Annotated in this window: 9 protein-coding genes; 3 read left to right on the forward strand and 6 right to left on the reverse strand. The window is 43.7% G+C overall.

Translation table 11 applies throughout. The annotated features are described in order from the left end of the window. The coding region (locus tag ACFQ21_RS00005; protein ID WP_377573014.1) for a GH36 C-terminal domain-containing protein at positions 1 to 477 on the forward strand (477 nt) is incomplete at its 5' end. Between the two features lie 102 nt (positions 478 to 579). Here the strand turns inward: ACFQ21_RS00005 and ACFQ21_RS00010 are convergent. The 6 genes from ACFQ21_RS00010 to ACFQ21_RS00035 all read right to left on the reverse strand — a co-directional run bounded on the left by ACFQ21_RS00010 (position 580) and on the right by ACFQ21_RS00035 (position 14,866). Continuing rightward, a complete protein-coding gene (locus ACFQ21_RS00010; RefSeq protein WP_377573018.1) occupies positions 580 to 3,390 on the reverse strand; it encodes a TonB-dependent receptor in 2,811 nt (936 codons plus the stop codon). A 561-nt stretch (positions 3,391 to 3,951) separates the two neighbouring features. Further along, a complete protein-coding gene (locus ACFQ21_RS00015; protein ID WP_377578224.1) occupies positions 3,952 to 5,820 on the reverse strand; it encodes a sialate O-acetylesterase in 1,869 nt (622 codons plus the stop codon). A gap of 176 nt (positions 5,821 to 5,996) precedes the next feature. Further along, on the reverse strand, positions 5,997 to 8,438 hold the full coding sequence (locus tag ACFQ21_RS00020) for a T9SS type A sorting domain-containing protein (protein WP_377573021.1): 2,442 nt from the start codon (positions 8,436 to 8,438) through the stop codon (positions 5,997 to 5,999). A 290-nt stretch (positions 8,439 to 8,728) separates the two neighbouring features. Then, a complete protein-coding gene (locus tag ACFQ21_RS00025; RefSeq protein ID WP_377573025.1) occupies positions 8,729 to 12,169 on the reverse strand; it encodes a two-component regulator propeller domain-containing protein in 3,441 nt (1,146 codons plus the stop codon). A 274-nt stretch (positions 12,170 to 12,443) separates the two neighbouring features. Then, the gene (locus ACFQ21_RS00030; protein ID WP_377573028.1) at positions 12,444 to 13,967 is read right to left on the reverse strand and encodes a gluconokinase; all 1,524 of its coding nucleotides are present in this window, start codon (positions 13,965 to 13,967) and stop codon (positions 12,444 to 12,446) included. 20 nt (positions 13,968 to 13,987) lie between these two features. Further along, complete coding sequence (locus tag ACFQ21_RS00035) at positions 13,988 to 14,866, reverse strand: AraC family transcriptional regulator (RefSeq protein WP_377573031.1); 879 nt, start codon at positions 14,864 to 14,866, stop codon at positions 13,988 to 13,990. A gap of 269 nt (positions 14,867 to 15,135) precedes the next feature. Here ACFQ21_RS00035 and ACFQ21_RS00040 point away from each other — a divergent pair, with 269 nt between their 5' ends. Together ACFQ21_RS00040 and ACFQ21_RS00045 are read left to right on the forward strand one after the other, a co-directional pair. After that, a complete protein-coding gene (locus tag ACFQ21_RS00040; RefSeq protein WP_377573034.1) occupies positions 15,136 to 17,691 on the forward strand; it encodes a glycoside hydrolase family 3 C-terminal domain-containing protein in 2,556 nt (851 codons plus the stop codon). Between the two features lie 8 nt (positions 17,692 to 17,699). Then, on the forward strand, positions 17,700 to 18,044 hold the full coding sequence (locus ACFQ21_RS00045) for a hypothetical protein (protein WP_377573037.1): 345 nt from the start codon (positions 17,700 to 17,702) through the stop codon (positions 18,042 to 18,044). The last annotated feature ends 8 nt before the right edge of the window (positions 18,045 to 18,052 follow it).

Here is an 18,052-nt window from a genome sequence, read left to right on the forward strand (position 1 = left end):
GGCAAGCAGCCTTTGAAGTTCAGAGTAGATGTTGCAATGATGGGTAAACTTGGCTTTGACATCGTAGTGCATGATCTGCCGGAGAAAGATCTGAAGTTCTGCCAGCAGGCTATACAAAATTACAACGCATTCAAGCCTGTTATATGGCAGGGCGATCTGTATCGTTTGGCTGATCCGAAGGAAGGAAGTATGGCATCTTTGCTCTACGTTCAACCTGATAAAAGCAAGGCTGTTGTATTCAACTACCTGGTGAATAACCGCTTTGGCGAATGGAGTAAGCTTCCGGTAAAGCTGAAAGGTCTGGACGCAACCAAACGCTATAAAATACGGGAGACGAATCTATATCCCGGCACACAATCGCCAATCAATCCGGAGCAGATCTATTCCGGAGATTTCCTGATGAAAGTAGGTTTTAATCCCGATGTTAACGGTGGAAGAAAAAGTGTAGTGCTGGTGATCGAAGAAGTCGCTAGGTAAAAGCTGAAAACAACAGATATAGTATACCTGCCATGGGTATACTATATCTGCTATCGGGCTCGCGGTTACTTTTCACAGCACCTCGAGTATCTCCACCACTTCTTAAATTTTCACATTTAACGCGAGATTAAACATACTGCCCAGTTGACTAAAATGATAACCATCGTATGTCATTCGGGAATATCGCTGATTAAAAGTAACCAGGTTAGACTGAACCTTGATCGCTGCAGGGTCATTCAAAATTGCATTGCCTTCCGCATTGAGCGCAACAAATTTCCATTCAGGCAAAACGTTGAAAATATTGTTGGCATTAAACGTTACAGAAACAGCATCATCAAACTGGTAGCTTATGCCGAGGTCAGTAACCACTTTTGTTAAAAACTCTATTTGAAGATTATTATTCATACCGGCATTTCTGAATTTGGTTGGTCCGAATGCTGTATTTGTCAACGTGAAGTTAAACTTGCCAAGTGTATAGTCTGCGCCAAGTATCGCCTTGTATTTTGGACGCGATGTAAACATCAATGCTTCCTGTGTAGCATTCAGTACGGTCTGTCCCGCTTCAGCAATTATCGCAGGATTTTTTACACGGCCTTCTCTTTTGTTTTCCAACGTATAGTTACCGGCCAGGTTCAATCTCAAAGTACCATTTCCAACAGCAATGTTCTTATAGCTTGCAACGAAATCAATACCAGCGGTGCGTGTATCCAGAGCGTTGGCAAAGAAACTAAGTCCTACAATATTATTACTCGCCAATACTTGATCTAAACGGGCATCCGGATTACCACTTGGACCTATATTATTACCCAATACAATTCTGTTTTTTACTTTTATGTTGTAATAATCAATAGTAAAATTGAAATTCTCACCGGGCTTTGCTCCTATACCTATTGTCAGGTTGGTAGACTTCTCTGCGTCAAGCCTGGGAACGCCAACGAGTTTAGCCTGAGGCGACACGTTGTTAACAAGACCGGAAACCTGGATACCCTGGCCCGGGACAAAACCATACTGCGTTTTCTGAACATTTATCTGGTGTAATGACGGAGCCCTGAAGCCCGTTGAAATGGAACCTCGCAGTGTAATCTTGTCATCCAGCAATTTATAGCGTGAGCTGAACTTGTACACAAAGGCATCACCGAAGTCGCTATAATCTTCATAACGTCCGGCAGCGTTCACCAGGAAATTTTCGGTTAAGTCGACACCAACATCCACATAGCCTCCAAAGTTATATCGGTCTGACTTGAAAGAATTTTCTGCACTGTTCCCCGCGAACGAGTCTGCGCCACCGCCTTCATAAGATGCACGATCACCTTCGATGATCTCAAAATTTTCGGATCTGAATTCAGAACCGAATGCTATATGTACTTTCTCAGCCACTGTTCTCGATATATCTACATTGCCTACATAGTGAGAAAAACTATACCCGCCCGCTCTGAATATGATCGGACTCTTTTCTCTATACAATACATTTCCCTGTGAATCAGTAAGCCCTGCTGTATTTCTGTTAACGGAATTGGAGACCGTATATAATTGTTTGTTCCCACCGGTTGTAAAACTCACATCGGTGTTCCATCCGTTTTTGTTCGTTCTGAAACCAACGGTACTATTATAATCATTCAGGTCGCCATCAAATGTAGGAAGGTAACCCGCGTATTGTTCTCCTGCAGGCGTTAGCAAACCATAATCTGTAGGTCGCCAATACGGGGTTCGATAATTGGCGAAGCTATTTACCTTTTTGTAAATATAGGCTGCATTGAAATATAGCTCTGCATGTTCGTTGATATCAAATCCTCCGTTCACCAGGAATTTGGAAGCTGCCGTTGCCGGTGATCCGTTGATGTTACCGGCATCCGGTTTAACAGCAAGGAAAGTTTTTACCTGGTTTATATCAGCACCAAAGTCAGACGCTTCACCTTCTGCATCTACTGTACCCGGGCGATTAGCAAGACCTACTTTTGACAGATCGATTGTATAGTTAATGTATCCTTTGCCAGAGATATTTATACCATTATTCAAACTCAACCCGATCATTTTACCATCGCCTTTTGATGTTATCCCGGTTCTGAATGTGAACGAACCTCCATCGGTATTGTCTTTCAGAACCACATTCATAACACCTGCAATGGCGTCTGATCCGTATTGGGCAGATGCTCCATCCCGAAGTACTTCAACGCGCTTAATGGCATCTATTGGTATAGCGGATATATCGGCACCACTTTCTCCACGTCCTGGAGATGTTTGGGTATATATCAGGGCACTTGCATTTTTCCGCTTACCGTTAATAAGAACGAGCGTTCGACTCGGCCCCATATTCCTGATCTCATACGGATCTAATAGCGAGGTCGCATCGTTTACCGGTGTCTGCACGGTATTGAAAGACGGCACTCTATATTGTAACGCTTTATCAAACGTAAGCTGCCCCGTACCGAGAAGTTCTTTAACGGATATATTATCAATAGGGAGTGGTGAATCCGTAACGGTACGCTGTGCAGCGCGGCTTCCTACTGCTATAACAACTTCATCGAGTTGACCAGCCGCTTCTTCCATCACAATGGTCATACTGCCAGACTCCGGTATAGCAGTTTCAATGGTAGCAAAACCAATAAATGAAAAAGACAGATGCGTGGTTGTTTTACGAACCTGCATCGAAAACTTGCCATCGGAGTCAGTATATGTTCCTGCTTGTTTGCTCTTGAAAGCAACGGCAACACCGGGCAAAGGAACGCCTGCAGTATCTTTTACTATGCCGGAAACCAATCGGGAACTTTGTGCTACACTTAGCTGACATGATAAAATTGCCAGTATAGAAAAAATAAACATCCGGAACTTGACGTGTGTCCGAAATAAGGCCGCGTGCTGTTGCCAGCGAATGGCAATAGACGTGCACTCTGTACATTTAGTAGAAAAAGCCATAATTAAAATTTAAATGATTACCTGATCTTTAAACAAGCCACTATGGCAACCGGGCATCATCGTCCAGTCAATTGTTATTACGAGTGACGTATACCTATATATAGTTGCCATAACACCCTTGATTTATGACCGAAGATAATTTGCGGCTATAAACTTGAATCTCCGTAATACTACTGATATCAAAATGCATCGAACACGCAGATATCTCTCCTAAGGCTGTGTGCATAGATATTCCAACGCCTCAATTGTTACAATGAGACTATTTATATACATGATTGAGATGTCTTATAAAGTGGTTAAAAACCTGAATTGGGTGTAGCACCTGGCAAAAAAAATAAACCGTAATTAAAACGCGAGCGGTGAGTCCGTACAAACAGAAATTATTAGATCAATCGCAGTCGTATCCTTTATAGAATTATTGGAAGGATACAGTGCCGTGTAACATAAAATATAGCCGGCAGCCTATATATAGATTTATACAATCCTGTGTAATTATAAGTATGGTCGTGTAAAAATACCTTCGCACAACCATCCCCATCCCTGATATATATTAAAAATTATCTATTTTTCAGTAACCCCTTTCCACTCATCGGTTCTAAAAGGGACAGCTGGTAAATGCTCTGAATTGATGAGATTGCATTCGGGATTATCCGCCCAGGCATATCGCACCGCTACAGGATCGGCAACTTTATCAGAATATACTATAACTTCATTCCCTTCAACAATTCCGTTGGCCCAATAAAACTGCTTGTCTTTACCGGCTATTGCCAAACCTGTTACTCCCTTTCCATCTCTTGTAGAAAGACCTGAACCAGTATTTGTAAAGCTGATGCGAATGCGATTGCCTTCCTTTCTGTAATTTTTATACACCGGGCCGCACGCAACCCCCTCGTGCTTATAGGCAATGTTGTTGGCTACTAAAGCAAGTCGGTATCCTACATCCTGTTTATTTTTCGGATGGATATCATTCGCTTCGCCTATATCAATGGCACAAGCCATACCTGTATTAGATTGTGAGAGCGTCAGCGTTTGTGCCTCCCGTAATTCAGCCCAGGAGCTTTCCGATGGAAGTGGATTTGTTTTCATATAGTTTGCCAGCTGAACAAACAGGAATGGAAGATTACCCTGCTGCCAGCGTTGCCGCCAGTCTGTAATCAGCATCGGAAATAACGTTCTATAGTCATAAGCTGCGTAAGCATTCGACTCGCCTTGATACCAGATAAATCCCTTGATGCCGTACGGGATCAGCGGGTATATCATTGCATTGAAAAGCACGGTAGGGTAATATTGATAGTTGAGCATTTTCGGAAAGGCAGGTTCAAGGTCTTTTTTATACAACCATTTTCCCGCCAAAGAAAATTTAGAAGTGCCATCGGTAATATATAGATCCTCTGCCGGAGGATTCAAGCCACCACCACCCCATAGCATCGCTATTCTCACAGCTATCGTATTCTCGCCTTGTTGCACCAAATGTGCCGGTATAGTAAAAGAATGAGTAGCATGAGCATTCCATATATTCTTGCAAATCTCCTGTCCGTTGAAATACAATGAATAGTTCATCTCAGGATGTCCCAGACTGATCGTTAGATCTTTCTTCGTGAATGATTCAGGCAACGTGACTTTTTTTCGCAACCAAATCATTCCTTCATAACTACCAATTCCAAAATCTTTTACCACCTTGGGCATGTCAACCGTTGGCCAGTTAGCATCATTATAGTCAATAGTCGGAACTGTTTTATCCGTATTATGCTGAGGGTTGTAAACTATATCCCAGATACGAATCCAATTCAAGCTATCGGCCAGAAGATCCTCGCGATCCAAATGAAGTGTATCATTACTGAGCGTTTTTGCTTTGGTAATTGGTGATGTCAGCAACATGTCGCGGCTCGTCCAGGCCTCTACCGGTGTGCCACCCCACGTACTTTGAATAATTCCTATCGGAACTTTCTCATCGGCATGAATCTTACGAGCGAAGTAGTAAGCCACCGCTGACCACTCCTTCACATTTACAGAATCACAAGTCTTCCATTTACCAGCATGAATGTCGGATTGAGGTTTTAATTGTTTATCGTGTTCAACAACCAGGAAACGAATTTGTGGAAAGTCAGCATTTGCAATTTCCTTCTTTGCATCGCGTGCCTGTTGTACCTGCCACTCCATGTTCGACTGACCTGAGGCAACCCAGACATCACCAATAAGAATTCCTTTCAAACTAATTTTAGAATCGGTTTTGCCCGACTCAGCAACCTCGAGTATATAGGGGCCGCCTGCTTTAAATACTGGAAATTTAATTTGCCATTTTCCCTCTTTGCTTGCTGTTGTGGTTGCCTGTACGTTGCCAAGTTTGGCAATGATGTGTGCACCCGGAGTTGAATTTCCCCACACCGGAATTCTTATACCTCTTTGCAACACCATACCATCGCCAAACACTTTAGCCAAACTAATTTGAGCGTGAGTATATCCGGGAAGAAAAAAAATTAGTAACGAAAGCAAAATCTGTACGGGCAATCTCATTGATTTATATTGTCTTTTTATACGTTTAAAAAAAAATTCACACCAGGATTTTAGGAACCTGACAACCTATATTTCCAATTCTTATTTGATGATCACTTCTTAACGGCTCTTCTGATCGTTGTAGAGCCCTGCTGATCAACCAACTCGATAAGATATATTCCTGCAGGCAAATCTTTCAGGGATACTATTGCATTATCTCCCTGAATAAGAATACTGCTTAACCGTTTACCCCGCTCATCGAGAAGTGTAACGCTACGCAACGTACCGGCATTCGGAATGGTAATGGTTGATGTTGTTGGATTCGGATACATCAGTAAACCCTGGCCTTCATCATGAATGCTCGTAACAGTTTCCGGCTCTGGTTCCGGCTTGGCATTTACATCATACCAGTAAATTATACCTCTTCCACCGCCTGCACTCATATATACTCTTCCGGCAACGTTCATATCTCCGATCAGAAATGGTGCACCTGCAAATTCATTTGCATCATCGTTCATCCTGAGCCATGTAGTGCCTTGATCTGTTGATCTGAAAAGGCCCGTTACACCTGATACCGTTCCCCAGATAAAAATGGTGGGATAGTTAGCGGCCTGCATGGTTTTTCCGATACCAATCGATTTGCAGTACGTTACATTCGCTATCGTTGTATAGGTCACACCATGGTCGGTGGAGTACTTTAATCCATTGAAAGCAAGAGGCACCCACACATGCCCTTCAAAACCCGGCACGGTTCGGATCAACGTTGCTTCCCAAGGATGATTCGCAGTTGTTCGGCCCGGTGTACCTGCAAGTGTAAACGTGACTCCTTTATTAGAACTTTGGAGCATTTGACCATTCGTTGGATTATATATATAGAAGTAATTGGCGTTTACCGGGTCTGCCACCGGAATAGCATCTCCCAGCGATACGCCCGAACAGCTTGACCAGCTTCCTCCATTGTTGGTAGTATAGTATGTTGTGGATGACCACGCAGGACAATGCAGTATGGTAACTCCATCTGCACTGATCGCTACCCTTCCTGCAGAGCCCTTGTTCGTAGCAGCCCCGGTCCATGAGGAACCTTTATCAGAGGAATAGTATATAACGTTGCCTCCGTTAGAAGCTCTTACCACTTTGTTTGTGTTGTTGCCTGCATACGCGATGCTATGGTTATTCCCATCGGAAGGTGTAAGTTTTTTTGACGGATACGAAGTGAGCGGCTCATGCACAAAGCCCGTTACATCTCCGAAAGAAGAAATAAGCGGACCTCCGGGAATGCTTATTCCGTCTATGAAAGCTGTCTCTTCAATTCCTATCACATCATATTTCCAGGATGGATTTGTTGCTGCAATATTGGAGCAAGTATATACTCCGCCCCCTCCTATCACACGCACTTTTAACGGATCAGCATGATCGAACTCAATACAGTCCATCCAGTTGACCGCTCCTCCCTCTGTCCATCCCATACCGTTGGCATCATAAGTGGCATTGATTCCGTTTTTAAGTGTCCAGGTTAATCCTCCATCGGTAGAGAGAAAAATAAAATCTCCCCAGCCCGTACCGAACTGGTTGTTCCAATACATGCCACACGTGGACACCAATACCCTGTTAACATTATTAGGATCTATACTTACACCTCCGTATGGATAGTCCTGCCAATGAGCAGGCGTAACGTTGGTCCACGCGCCTGTTGATGTGTTGAGTTTATATACCTTGCCTAGTCCACCACTGGATGCCGGACCAGCATCATCAGCATGAGTAACATACAGGGTAGTTCCCTGCAGTGCGGCCCGGTGCGGCATAAAGCCGGTAGTTGCCGAAATGTCGGTAAAGGTTGCGCCTCCGTTGGTGCTCTTGTAAATATTTGCGCCCCCTGTACGTGAAACACCTATATATATAGTTTGAGTTGCTCCACCTGCTATGTTGCTGGAGGGATCAAAAATGACAAAGCATATTCCGTTTTCATTCGGCGTAGTCGTTACACCACTCCAGGCAAGGTTCCAGGTAACACCGGCATCTATACTCTTCCATAATCCGTTGGCCCTGGTTCCACAGAAAAGTATATTACTGTTTTTCGGATCTACGGCAAGACGTTCTCCGTTACCACGACCACTGCCATTTCCATGTGCTTTAAATTTAGAAGTAACATCGGTATACGTGAATGTATTCCCCTTGTCGGTGGATTTCAATATAGCCGTTCTTCCGTTGTTGATATAGGAGGTGCCGCAGAGCATATATATATTATTGGGATTCTGCGGATCCAATGCCAGAGCCTCAACGCCAATAAATCCGTTCTCCGACTCATTGATCCAGTCCATCAGTTGAACCCATTTACTGTTGGCAGCATCCCAGCGGTAAGCTCCGCCTACATCGGTACGGCAATACATATCGCCTGATGCTTTGTGGGTAATGATTCCGGTCACAAATCCACCACCTCCAATCGGTGCATTCTTCCAGCTATAGGTTTCGGTTTGAGATCGTCCTTCTATCGAAGCAACTAAAAAGAGTAAAATTGCTGCGAAGGTCTTCAACATGGTTGTAAAAATCAGGCGCATGATGTCTGGGATAAAAAGTCTTCAACATCCTCCGTGCTCACGGAAAACGAATTCGCAATGTATGTTCCGGACACCAGTCTGATGGACATCGAAAGTCCCAAAGAACTGGTGCAAGAGTATAAAAACCAGCGAAAATCTGCGTGTTCGACCGGGAACACGCTTGATATAGTATAAAGTTTACAGCTAAAATCAAGACGATTGTATTATCCGTTTAAACAGTTTGTTCCCAATAGCTATACCATGGCATGGTATATTTCAAATGCTCCCGGGCAAGCTGATAGTACACGCGCTCAACCAAGCTTAAAAGACAGGTAAAAACAAGTACCTTCACCCGGACTACTCATTACATCAATCTTACCACCCATAGCAGAAACCTGCGTCTTTACCAGGAATAATCCAATACCCTTTCCTTCCACATGTAAATGAAATCGCCTATAGAGCATAAAGAGTTTGTCTTTATATAAATTCAAATCCATACCCAAACCATTATCCTGAATGGTTAAGCTAAACTGATTGCCAACTACTTCAGAATGTATCGCTATAACAGGTCTTCGGTTGGGATGGCGATACTTGATTGCATTGCTGACCAGGTTCATTAGTATACTGTGCACATAGGGTCTAACAGCAAGCATCGTACTGCCCTTCGAAAAATTTTCAATGACAGTTGTCTTTGTGTCCTGTATCTCCTTCTCGAGTTCCATCTTTATAAGATGTAATTCTTCCTGAAGGTCAACCGGCACGATCACGGATGTAGAATCTCTACGGATCTCCAAAACGGTATTTAAATCTTTAACGACCCTGTCTAGCTCCCGTGCGGTGAATACAAGTTTTTCCGTAATCATTCGTGTCTCCTGCAGATCGCTCTTGCACATCTCCAGTACATTACCAAGGCCTAGTATTCTGGCTACCGGAGCACGTAAATTGTGCGCAGAGATAAATGCGAACTGCTCGAGTTGCTGATTATACTCCACTATATCACGTGTGCGTTCTTCAACCTCAGCCTCTAACGTTTCATTTCGAATCATTATCTCCCGATTCTGTTTCTCAATGATCAGTCGCGCTTCCTGCAATTCAACAATCTGTGCTGATACTATATCCCGTTGCGCAGAGATCTCTTCCTGACTCTGCAGGAGTTCTTCCTGACTATGCAGCAGATTTCTGTTTTGATGCTCCAGTTGCTCGGTTCGTCTCTTTACCTGGTGCTCCAGTATCGCATTCCGATTCTCAATGCTCCGAACCCGCAATTTGTAGAATGACATAAGTCCCGTGATCAATAATACTATACCGATCAGCATGGCCCACCAGGTGCGCCACCACGGTGGCTGGATATGAATTGTTAATGTTGCTCCTCGTTCATTCGACACGCCATCTTTATTCCGGGCTTTTACTTTAAAAGTATATGTACCCGGATCGAGGTTTGTGAACATCATCGTTCTTTGGCCGTCAACATAATTCCAATCGGTATGAAAACCTTCCAGCATAAAAGCGTATTGGTTTCTATCGGTAGCCGTAAAGTTTAATGCTACATACTTTAGTGAAAAGAAATTATAGTCAGAAGGCAACGTTATCGTACTGGTTTCGAGGATCTGCCGCTTTAATATGCCATCAAAATTTCCTGGTTTCACCGGCTGGTTGCCGATGCGCAGTTCTGTAATAAAAACTTCGGGTATAAATGAATTGCTCCGTATACTATCAGGATTAAAGGCGCAGATACCTTTACCACCAAAAAAAATATTCCCCGCCTCATCTTGAAGACAAACCCCTGGTCTAAAATTATTTTCGGAGAGACCATCTGCTGCATCGAAGTTTTTAAACGCTCCACCGGCTGGATTAAACCTTGATATCCCGGTCTGCGTACTTAGCCACAGGTTGCCTGCCTTATCTTCCTCTATACCTTGCACTATATTATCCGGCAATCCATCGTCAATGGTATATCTTCTCCGGAATTTGCCTTCCTCAATAAGGTGTAAACCTCTCTGCGTACCTACCCAGAGTCGCCCCTTACTATCCTCCAGCATGGTATTACACAAACCGCCTACTTGTATGGAGTCGTAATCCGTAGTAGTTTCGAACCGGACCATTTCCTTCCGTGCAGGATCATATCGCAACAGCTCTTCAATAGTTCCCACCCATATATTTCCCTTTTTATCTTGGTATATCTTGCGCGTATAGTTATTAAACCCAAACCGTTTCTCATAAACGTGCTTGAATGATCCGGAATTTACATCCGAGAGTATATTCAGTCCTCCGTAGGTAGCTACCAGCAACTCCTGCGTTTTAGCTGATTGAGATATTGAAAATACATTTGGATTGGAAAGAGCGTCTTTACGTTTCACATCCGGCATATAGTGGATGAAATGATCGTGAACCTCATCATAACGGTCGAGTCCGCCTCCCCACGTACCAATCCATACACGATGTTGCCTGTCTTCATAAACTACCAGTACCGGATTCGCTCCGAGGCTTTCTTTAGCAGCTGTATGTTTGTAACGCTTTACACCTTGCGCTGACTTCACAATAAGACCATCTTCTGTACCAACCCACAACCGTTTTTTCGAATCCAGCAGAATCGCATTAACGACATCATTCTTCAAGGGTATATCTATTCCCATAAATTTCTGATTCAAACGGTCCATTACAGCTATACCGTTGGAATAAGTCCCAATCCATACCCGGCCCTGTCGGTCGCTATAGAGCGCATGAATAGAATTATCCACAAATGATTCCTGGTCATTCGTGTTTGCCTGGAAGGTTAACAATTCATTGGTAATGGTATTCAATCTGCACAGCCCGCCATTCTCGGTACCGATCCAGAGATAATTACGTTCCTTCGAAAGATGTAGTATATTATTTACCGGCAATGCGGGAATAGTGTGTGTATTATAAACTATATATTTATTGGTGTATACATCATAGTTATATAGGCCGGCATCAGTAGCGATCCATAGATCACGGGGCCCGCCTTTTATTACCTCGCGCAATTTTAACGAAGGGCCTTTCCTGCTGAGTGTATTCTTATTCAAATCCCAGCGAAAAAGACCATTTTCATGAATACCTACCCAGAACTCGTGATCGGATATCCGAATAAGTGACCGAACAGGATGACAGGAATCAAAGAAATTATAGTATTGCCTACGTCCATTGGCCTTGTCTATTCGCTCCACAAAAGCTTTATGATTGCGTACACCGCCAAGCCATACACTCGTGCTATCTTCATGAAACTCCGTAATTTCACAATTGAATGAATATTGCGATAGTCTTCTAAAATTATCCTGTTCGCGATTATAGACGTGAAGTCCACCGTTACCTGTGCTTACCCATAACAAACCACGACTGTCTTCATATATTTTGATAATGGCATTCTTCAAAAGGCTTGTTGTGTCGCTGGTGTTATTCCTATATACAGTAACATCATAGCCATCAAATCGGTTAAGTCCATCTTCAGTGCCGATCCACAGAAAGCCACGGGAGTCCTGGAGTATACATGATACATGAGGATTTGACAATGCTGCCGTTATCGTTGAGAATTTAACTTTCTCCACTGGCGACTGTGTGAAAGCCTCCGTGCTCCGGAACAATGACAGTAGTAGAATACCAACAACACAAATCCTGAACATGTTTTGTACGCTGACATGCACGAAGATCTGGTAAGCCCATACTCTTACAGAAGAATATAGGTATACATCTTTCCGCAATGATAAAATCTTGTCTGCTGCAATCTTTCTTATCATCCAACCCATTGTTATTAGCAATGATGTACACATTGAGCTGCCTTGGCAACTGATAATTTACTGCCGAAGATAGACTGCGGTTATAGACTTGCGACTCCGTAATAATACTGACATAGAAATGCGTCCAACACGCATATCTGCTTCCAAATGCACAGTTTATTGATATTTTAATGCACCCGTGATACGGTGAGACGATTTATATATATGAATGAGACGCTGTATGGCGTGTCTCAAATCAAGCATGGCAAATTTTCGAACATGGTGATTGAATTACTCACTCAACACCTTGTTGCAGATTGGCAATTTCTTCAAACTCTTCCTCTAACTTAACACTCAGTTTTTCGAAGATCTTAAAGTAACGGGCATATACCTGGTGATCCTGCTGTCTCGGCTGGATCGTTTCCTGGAAAGGTGTACTACCGGCTGCAGCCTCGAGGTTCGGATAGATGCCCATGTCAATCGCGTTCAGCAGGAACGCTCCTCTTGCTGCGCTGCTAAAATTCGCAACGGTATGTACAGGCTTGTTAAAGATATCGGCCATAAGCTGAGTACAGAAAGGTATTGTTGCAAAACTACCGTTAACCGAAAGGCTGTTGATCTCACGATGCTCCTGCAATATTTTTCCTATACTATAGATCTCGTATAGTATACCTTCGATCGTTGCACGAATGAAATGTGACCGTTCGTGTTTGATGTTTATACCGAAGTAAGATCCGCGCGCATTGGCATTCCAAAGGGGTGCGCGCTCGCCTAGAAGATACGGTAAATATAGTAGTCCATTAGAGCCTGCGCTTACATTGGATGCATCGCGGATCAATCCCTCTATGATTTGTTCCGTATCGAAAGGCACACTGAAGTCACCGAATTGTTTGGCAAACCACTCGAATACAACGCCACCGTTATTGGTCGGTCCACCGGAAACATAGCAGTTGTTTGTAATCAGGTAGTTAAAGAAACGTTGCTTCTCATCTTTCAATACTTCCTTGCCCACAATGCGCACGGCTCCGCTGTCTTCTATCGTTACAGTCGCTTTGTCTTCACGCCATATACCAGCCCCGAGTGTTGCCATACAACCATCGCTTGAACCAATCATGATTCGTGTATCAGGCGACAATCCTAACGAAGTCTGAAACTCCTTTCGAAGTTTACCCGGCGAGCTGAACACAGACATAAGCTGCGGCAACCGTTCTGATGTGATGCCTGCAAAGTCAAGCGACTGCGATTCCCACGCGATGGTATGAATATTTAATAATCCCGTTGCTGAAGCCAGGCTATAGTCAATCACATATTCGCCCGTGAGTTGTTGCACTATATAGCTCTTCATCGACAGGAATTTATATGCCTTGTTGAATCGTTCCGGATCATGATTTTTCAGCCATGCAATCTTTACCAGCGGAGACATCGGGTGTATAGGTGTACCCGTTGCATTGTAAATCACTTTACCAAAATCAGAATTCTTCAGATCATTGGCTTCTCTCTTGCCGCGGTTATCAGCCCACGTAATAAGATTTCCAAGCGGAACTCCGTGTTTGTCTATGGCGAGCAGACTGTGCATCGAAGCTAAGAAGCAGATCGAACGAATATCATATTTCTTTGGATGCAATTTCTCGGTGATCAGATTCTTGAGTACATATAGCATGGTGATGAAAATCTGCTCGGGATCCTGCTCGCTATAATCGGGCTGACTATGAAACGTTGGATAGGATCCCTTCGATGATGCTACTACATTTCCTGCCAGATCAAACGCAAAGACACGCACTGCATTTGTTCCCAGCTCTATAGTAATTATACATTCCATGTTCGATCGAGTTAGTGTTGTCATGTCTTCTTTCTGAATTCTATAGGTGTATAGCCCGTAAGCTTTTTAAACGTTGTTGAAAAATGCTGTGATGAATAAAAACCAGTCTCCAATGCAATGGTTGTTATACTCATCTCCTGTCGCCTTAATAATTTTATGGCTTCTGAAATACGAATGTTGATCAGGTAGTTCAGGGGAGAAAAGCCGGTATAGTTCTTTACTTTCTCCGAGAACGCTGTTGTGCCCAAGCCGATCAGTGCAGCCATCTCTTCTACCGTCCATTGGCGCGCCAGGTCCTCGCGTAAAGTCTGTTCCAGCTTCGTGAATGTTTGAGGGAAGTCTCTTCTCAAATTCATCTGGTAGGTTGACTGTCTCACAATCAATATCAGGAGTTCATCAATAAGATGATTCACGCGCGTTGCATAAGCGACTTCTTGCTGGGATAATTCATCTTTGATCGTCTGAAGAATCGTATGTGCATCCTTCACTCTCACCAGAACGGAGGTGTTATTAAGTTGCAAAATTTTACTGATGGTTAGTCGCTCTGTTTTGGATAAGCCACTCCAGTTACCAACAATCATTTTTTTATGCTGATCCGTTTGATTAACCTCCAGCGAGAGCCAGCACACGGTGCCTATATCCATAAAACCTCTTGCCCCCCCGAACTTCTGACCGGGAAGTATAATGGCCAGATCACCGGGATAAAGAACATAGCAACGATCATTGATACTCCATTCAAACTTACCATCCAGAATATAGTATATCCGTATGCTCGTGGTGGTGGTGGTGACGAGTGAGTCGAGTTGAATGTTTGTTATTTTCCGAATTCCGATTTCACTGATGTGTGGGAAACCTGCCAGTTCCGATGAATGTTCGTGATGAAAGTAAAACTGGTTCATTTAAAAGTTGACTGTTAGAAATCGGATTTTCTCTTTAGTTCATGACAGGCTCCACAACAAATCTTAAAAAAACATTGCTCTTAACAAGCATTGTGACGTGTAATTTTTATAAATAATATCGTTGTCGCAATCGGTGTTTAAAATTCAACAGTGGCGATTTTTGGTAGTTTGCGGACAACGGTCTGAACAGTTTGCACGAACAAGCCAGTAAACCTGTGAGTCGCCTGTATATAAAACACCCTGTCACTGTTCTCATCTTATCCTGCTTATTGGCGACTGATTGTCGTCCACAAAAATCCGCAGACATATATCCATTCCTCGATACCAGGTTATCCATCGACCAACGCGTCAATGATCTTGTAGCACGCATGACATTAGATGAAAAGATCGGGCAGATGATGAACGATGCCCCGGCCGTTGAACGACTTGGTATACCACGGTATAACTGGTGGTCTGAAGGATTGCACGGTGTTGCACGTGCGGGTCTGGCTACCGTTTTTCCGCAAGCTATAGGCCTGGGTGCAACCTGGGATGATGCGTTGATATACCGCGTGTCAACGTCAATTGCGGATGAAGCGCGCGCCAAACATCACAACTTTGTTGAGAAAGATAAACGGTTCATTTACCAGGGCCTTACGTTGTGGTGTCCTAACATTAACCTGTTTCGTGATCCGCGCTGGGGTCGTGGTCAGGAAACCTACGGTGAAGACCCGCTTCTTACCGGAACACTGGCGACTGAATTCATTAAAGGTTTGCAAGGCAACGATCCGACTTATTTCAAGACTATAGCTACGGTAAAACACTTCGCAGTACACAGTGGACCAGAGCCGGAACGTCACTCCTTCAATGCCGAGACGAACGAGCAGGATCTGCGCGATACCTACCTCCCGCATTTCGAGATGGCCATCAAAAATGGAAAACCTTACTCGGTGATGTGTGCCTATAACCGATACAATGGCGAAGCCTGTTGTGGCAGTCCGCGATTACTCAGTGATATACTTCGTAACGAATGGGGCTTTACCGGTTTCATCGTGTCCGACTGCGAAGCCATCACCGATATATATAAATACCACAAAATTGTTCCTACACCGGAAGAAGCTGCCAGCATCGCAGTGAAAGCAGGCACTGATCTTGAATGCGGAAAGGTATATCAAAATTTAAAAGAAGCAGTTCATAAAAATTTTATTACCGAAGCAGACATTGATATAGCTGTAAAGAGACTTTTCACAGCAAGGTTTAAACTTGGTATGTTTGATCCGAAAGAGAAAGTAAAATTTGCGCAGATCCCCTATTCCGTTGTTGACAGCAAAGAACACCAGGCACTCGCACTGGAAGCCGCACGTAAATCAATGGTGCTGCTGAAGAATAAAGACAACATTCTTCCGCTTAAAAAAGATATTCGCTCCATGGCTGTGATCGGACCCAATGCAGACCAATGGTTGATGCTACTCGGAAATTACAACGGTGTACCCTCACAACCTATAACACCACTGAAAGGTATAAAAGAAAAAGTCTCTGCCAACACGAAGGTATTGTTTGAGCAGGGATCAGAGCTTGCTACCGGGATGCCGATGTTCTATCCCATCCCTGGAAATATACTTTTCACAAATGACAACAAGCCTGGACTGAAAGCAGACTTCTTCGACAACATTACATTAACAGGATCACCACTCTTTTCAAACGTAACACCTACACTCGATGCAAACTGGTTTGATAAAGCACCACGACAAGGAATGAACGATGACAACTTCAGTGTTCGCTGGACGGGCGAACTACGACCTACCCTGTCGGGAACGTATCAGCTTGGCATTATATCTACCTGTAACACGAAGCTATATTTGAATGACAGCGTTGTCGCTAAAACAGTATACCACTTTCGTGACGAGTATGGCGATCCGAGACTTCGAAAGTCTGTTCCTGTTACACTCGAGGCTGGAAAAAGATATAGGATCGTTGTTGAAGCTATTGAAACATTTGCGGATGCGCAGGTTCAACTTGTGTGGGCAGCTCCAAAACCTGACCTCAAACAAAATGCACTCAACGCAGCACGGCAGGCAGATGTAGTAATTATGTGTATGGGGCTTACACCCAACATGGAAGGCGAAGAAATGGATGTAAAGATTGACGGCTTCCGTGGTGGCGACCGAACGAAGATTGATCTTCCGCTCGCTCAACAAGAATTGATTAAGGAAGTTACCGCGCTCGGCAAACCGGTTATACTTGTATTGTTAAACGGAAGTGCACTCGCAGTCAATTGGGAAAACGACCATGTTACAGCGATCCTGGAAGCATGGTATCCCGGGCAAGCCGCAGGTCGTGCTATAGCAGATGTTTTATTTGGTGACTATAATCCCGGAGGAAGACTGCCTGTAACGTTTTATAAATCCACCGATCAACTTCCCGGTTTTGATGATTATCATATTACGACTCAAACCTATCGATACTTTCCAGGTACGCCACTCTATCCGTTTGGCTATGGGTTGAGCTATACTACATTTCGGTATTCCAATCTAAGTATTGAAAAATTTGCAGGCGATTCACTTCGCATCGTAGCAAAAGTAACAAACACCGGTAATCGTGAAGGAGATGAAGTAGCACAGGTTTATACTTCATCAAAATATACAGTTGGTAAAAAGTCTACCATACGATCTTTAGTGGCATTCAAACGAATTCATCTGAACGCTGGTGAATCGCGCGACATAGCGTTCAAGGTAAAGCTCCCTGCAATAGCGGGGCCTGTCAGCATCAGCATTGGCGGTGGACAGCCCGATGCACTGCTGAAGACAACCTCCAATGTACTAACGCAAAATATATCCAACCCGTAATATCACGTATGAAACTATATAATACAAAAAAGGGAATTATCATTGAACACTTAGGCGCGTACTTCCTTTCTGAAAAGACAGATTGGGATGCCGTTGTCAATCGTTCGAACCTGTTCGCACAGTTACTCGAAGAAATCAGATCGCTTGATGCTGATGCTTCGCTTGTAAGTATAACTGAAGCAAACTTACTTCCGCCCATTTCCCAACAGGAAGTATGGGCATCAGGTGTTACGTATCAGCGAAGTCGCGAATATAATCGCCACTTCAGAACATGCACAAAAAAAAATTCAAAAAGTGCATATTTCGACACCTCAAAAAATCGCTTAATACCTGAAAAAAAATTTGAAAGCTAATTGATACC

It is taken from the genome of Ohtaekwangia kribbensis (assembly GCF_042676245.1).
GTDB classification, from domain to species: domain Bacteria; phylum Bacteroidota; class Bacteroidia; order Cytophagales; family Cyclobacteriaceae; genus Ohtaekwangia; species Ohtaekwangia kribbensis.

Excerpts from the sequence above, each read along its gene's own strand:
- ACFQ21_RS00010 (WP_377573018.1), bottom strand. The coding sequence starts at position 3,390 with ATGGCTTTTTCTACTAAATGTACAGAGTGCACGTCTATTGCCATTCGC.
- ACFQ21_RS00030 (WP_377573028.1), bottom strand. The coding sequence starts at position 13,967 with ATGGAATGTATAATTACTATAGAGCTGGGAACAAATGCAGTGCGTGTC.
- ACFQ21_RS00045 (WP_377573037.1), top strand. The coding sequence starts at position 17,700 with ATGAAACTATATAATACAAAAAAGGGAATTATCATTGAACACTTAGGC.
- ACFQ21_RS00035 (WP_377573031.1), bottom strand. The coding sequence starts at position 14,866 with ATGAACCAGTTTTACTTTCATCACGAACATTCATCGGAACTGGCAGGT.
- ACFQ21_RS00020 (WP_377573021.1), bottom strand. The coding sequence starts at position 8,438 with ATGCGCCTGATTTTTACAACCATGTTGAAGACCTTCGCAGCAATTTTA.
- ACFQ21_RS00025 (WP_377573025.1), bottom strand. The coding sequence starts at position 12,169 with ATGATAAGAAAGATTGCAGCAGACAAGATTTTATCATTGCGGAAAGAT.